The organism is Micromonospora sp. NPDC047762 (genome assembly GCF_043204655.1).
GTDB lineage: Bacteria > Actinomycetota > Actinomycetes > Mycobacteriales > Micromonosporaceae > Micromonospora.
Genome location: NZ_JBIDCQ010000020.1, coordinates 1 through 2,912 on the forward strand (window position 1 = coordinate 1; position 2,912 = coordinate 2,912).

General features: G+C 65.4%; 2 protein-coding genes and 2 pseudogenes. 1 reads left to right on the forward strand and 3 read right to left on the reverse strand.

Translation table 11 applies throughout. The features are described 5' to 3' along the window. Nucleotides 1-125 (forward strand): annotated as a pseudogene (locus tag ACGF3C_RS33330) (IS5/IS1182 family transposase); the annotation flags it as partial. Nucleotides 126-1,009: 884 nt separating this feature from the next. Here ACGF3C_RS33330 and ACGF3C_RS33335 read toward each other — a convergent pair. The 3 genes and pseudogenes from ACGF3C_RS33335 to ACGF3C_RS33345 all read right to left on the reverse strand — a co-directional run. After that, a pseudogene (locus tag ACGF3C_RS33335) lies at nt 1,010-1,238 on the reverse strand (transposase family protein); the annotation flags it as partial. 233 nt (nt 1,239-1,471) lie between these two features. Next, complete coding sequence (locus tag ACGF3C_RS33340) at nt 1,472-2,497, reverse strand: HAAS signaling domain-containing protein (RefSeq protein WP_393227777.1); 1,026 nt, start codon at nt 2,495-2,497, stop codon at nt 1,472-1,474. Continuing rightward, nucleotides 2,494-2,826 (reverse strand): PadR family transcriptional regulator, encoded by a 333-nt coding sequence (locus ACGF3C_RS33345; protein ID WP_007455685.1) that lies wholly within the window; start codon nt 2,824-2,826, stop codon nt 2,494-2,496. Before ACGF3C_RS33345 ends, ACGF3C_RS33340 begins: the two co-directional genes overlap by 4 nt. Nucleotides 2,827-2,912: the final 86 nt, after the last annotated feature.

Genomic DNA, 2,912 nt, shown 5'->3' on the forward strand with positions numbered 1-2,912 from the left:
TAGAACACGCCCTGGCCAGGATGAAGAACTTCAAGATCCTGCGCGACTATCGCCGCGCCGGCCACACATTGGCCGACGCCGCTTCCGGCATCGCCAACCTCCACAACATCATCCTCACCGGCTGACCACCGGCCCGCCCAAGGCAACACCTTCACCCAGTTACGAGACGTCCCTTAGAGGGCTGATCAGCCGCCCGCTGAAACGGCAGTGTGAGGTCTAAGGAAGCCAGCACGATTTTGCCATTGACGGCAGCCCTCGGCGGCCAGCAAGACCATTCGAACCCGCTGCACATGCCCGCTCGGCCCAGTGAGGTGATTCCAACAAGAATCTTTTCAATCATCTAACATGTGAAGCCCTCGCGAAGACGAGTTTCTGTCGTTAGGACCTTTCCATCGAGGGCGAAGTACCAATGGGGCAGTCCAGGCATTCCTCATTGTCGCCCACCACCGTCAAATCACCCCAGAAACGCGGCATCAGCTACGCAGAGAAGGCTAAATCGGGCTCCGCCGGAGAGACTACCGGCGGAGCCCGATTCAGTAGTAGCGTTAGTGCGGGAACTAATCCCTTAGCCCTCTAAGCACTGCCCCGGTGGTCTTGTCGCCCGCGTCGCACCACGCTTCCCGCTGTTGGCCTACCGGAGTCCAGCCGGTGGAAACCCAGTAGTTGGACCAAAATCCATCGCATTCGACCGAGATTGCATGCTCGCCATATCCGCCGGCGCAGTATGTCACGCCGTGACTATATGACCCTGTTCCATAGAGGCCCTGATTGCAGTATGAGGGCTTAGCGGAGGCCTGGGTAGCCCCGAACAGGGTTGCGGGTACGATAATGGAGGCAATGATTGCCACCCGCCTCAGAGCGGGGCCTAGTCTACTACCCTGCATTACTTTTCCTCCCCGTGACGTTGGTGAATTGCTCGTTCTCGACCGTGATCGATAGATATTTCTACCACAGCCAAATCATGCTCTGCAAGACCTTGACAGGGCCAAGATCATGCACTGAGCCATTTTCATCCTGGGTAGCGGTTCGCGTCGACGTGGTGCCGGACGAGAATTGCCTGCACGATCGCGGTGGCACGGTGTGGGCAGCAGGCAGTTTGGCCAGGATCTTCCAGGTCTTGAGCGTGGCGAAAGCTCGTTCGCCCCAAGCGCGGATTCTCGTGTGGTTCCGGTTGACCGCCTTCTGTCGGCGTGCTGTCGGCGTGACAGCTTCGGCCGGAAGCGGCGCCTCTTGAACGGCGCTTCCTGCACACAGCGCCAGGCGGTGGCAACGGCGAACCCGGCGGCGAGCCGGGTGTAGGTGCTCCCGGTCGGGGCATCGGATCCTGGTCGACCGCTTCTTACGTGGAGCCTCACCCTCATCGATTGCCGGGCTCACCACACCCCACCCCGGCCTGCGGGATCAGCTGGAAAAGGCTCACCATGGCCCAGCGTTGTGGACTTGGGTGTAGGGGTGGCGGCCGCGCAACGGATCAGCCGGTGCTGGTTGGACTGACCGGCGTCGCGCTCGGGTCGGTCGTCGTCGCAGCGGTGGCCGACCCGCTCGGCACCGGCGTGGTGGTCGGCACGGGCGTGGTGGCCGATCCGGGAGCCGCGGTGGGCTCCGGGGTTGTCGGCGGGGCCGCGGGAGGTAGCGGCACGCCGGGAGCGCGGGGCCCGAAGGGCGCCTCGTTCGGGCAGTACGGGTACGGCTGCAGCAGCTGCTTGTCATAGGCGACGGCAGGGTCGTCGCAGTCCGGGTAGCCGAGCCGGATCGGGTTGCCGTTCTGGTCGAAGAGCCGCGCGTTCTCCACCAGCCGACCCTCGCTGTCGTAGACGAAGACGTCCCTGATCCGGTCGTACGGGTTGTCGACCGACGTGGGGTCGTAGCCGTAGTCGCCGTAGCGCATCCGGTCCTCGGCTTGCATCAGGGCGGACAGCGCGAACACCACAAGCACCGCGCTGCCGACCTGCAACGCGGACCGTGGCCAGCGACTCAACTGACCGGATCGGCGACCCAGCCAGATCGAGGCGAGCACGAAACCGATCAGCATGATCAGGCCGGCCAGCAGCTCACCACCGAACCGGGGCAGCAGACCGAAGCTGCCACCCGTGGTGATCACGGTGACCAGCATCGCCGCCAGGTAGCCGCGCAGCACCCACCAACCCGGGCGCAGCAGACGAAGGAAGTCGCTCGCCGTCTCGTACCCCAGGGGTGGGCCCAGCCGGGTGTCGATGGCGCGCAGCCGGCCGCGAGCCCGGATCACCGCAGTGGCGACCCGCTGGTCGAGGTTGCGTCCACCGCCCACGCCGGCGCCGGCAGCGACGCGCAGCTCGGCGGCGTACGTCTCGGGCTCGCCCAGCCGCTCGACGAGGGTGCCCTCGCCCTCGGCGGCGACCTCGGTGAGATGGTCGGCGAGATCCTCGGTCAGCTCGTCGCGCCGGTCGGGTGGCAGGTCGGCCAGAGCGGCCCGGACCCGCGCCACGTAGTCGGTGATCTCCTGCTCCGTGACGGTCATGCCGCCAGCCCCCGATCGTCGAGCAGAGTGTCCATGGTGGTGGCGAACGAGCGCCAGAGCTTGCCGGAGCGGGTCAACTGGTCACGCCCGGCGGCGTTGAGTGAGTAGTACTTGCGATGTGGGCCGGTCTCGCTCGGCACGACGTAGGTGGTGAGCAGGCCAGCGGCGAAGAGACGGCGCAGCGTGCCGTAGACCGAGGCGTCGCCGATCTCCTCCAGGCCGGCCTCGCGGAGCCGGCGCAGGATGTCGTAACCGTAACCGTCCTCCTCTCGAAGCACGGCCAGGACGGCCAGGTCAAGCACGCCCTTCAGCAACTGTGTGGTGTCCACGCATTGCACACTAGTGCGTAATGCGAAATAGCGTCAACGGATCCACCCCGACACGCCGAGCCGCGCTAGGTGCACCGAGGCGCAGG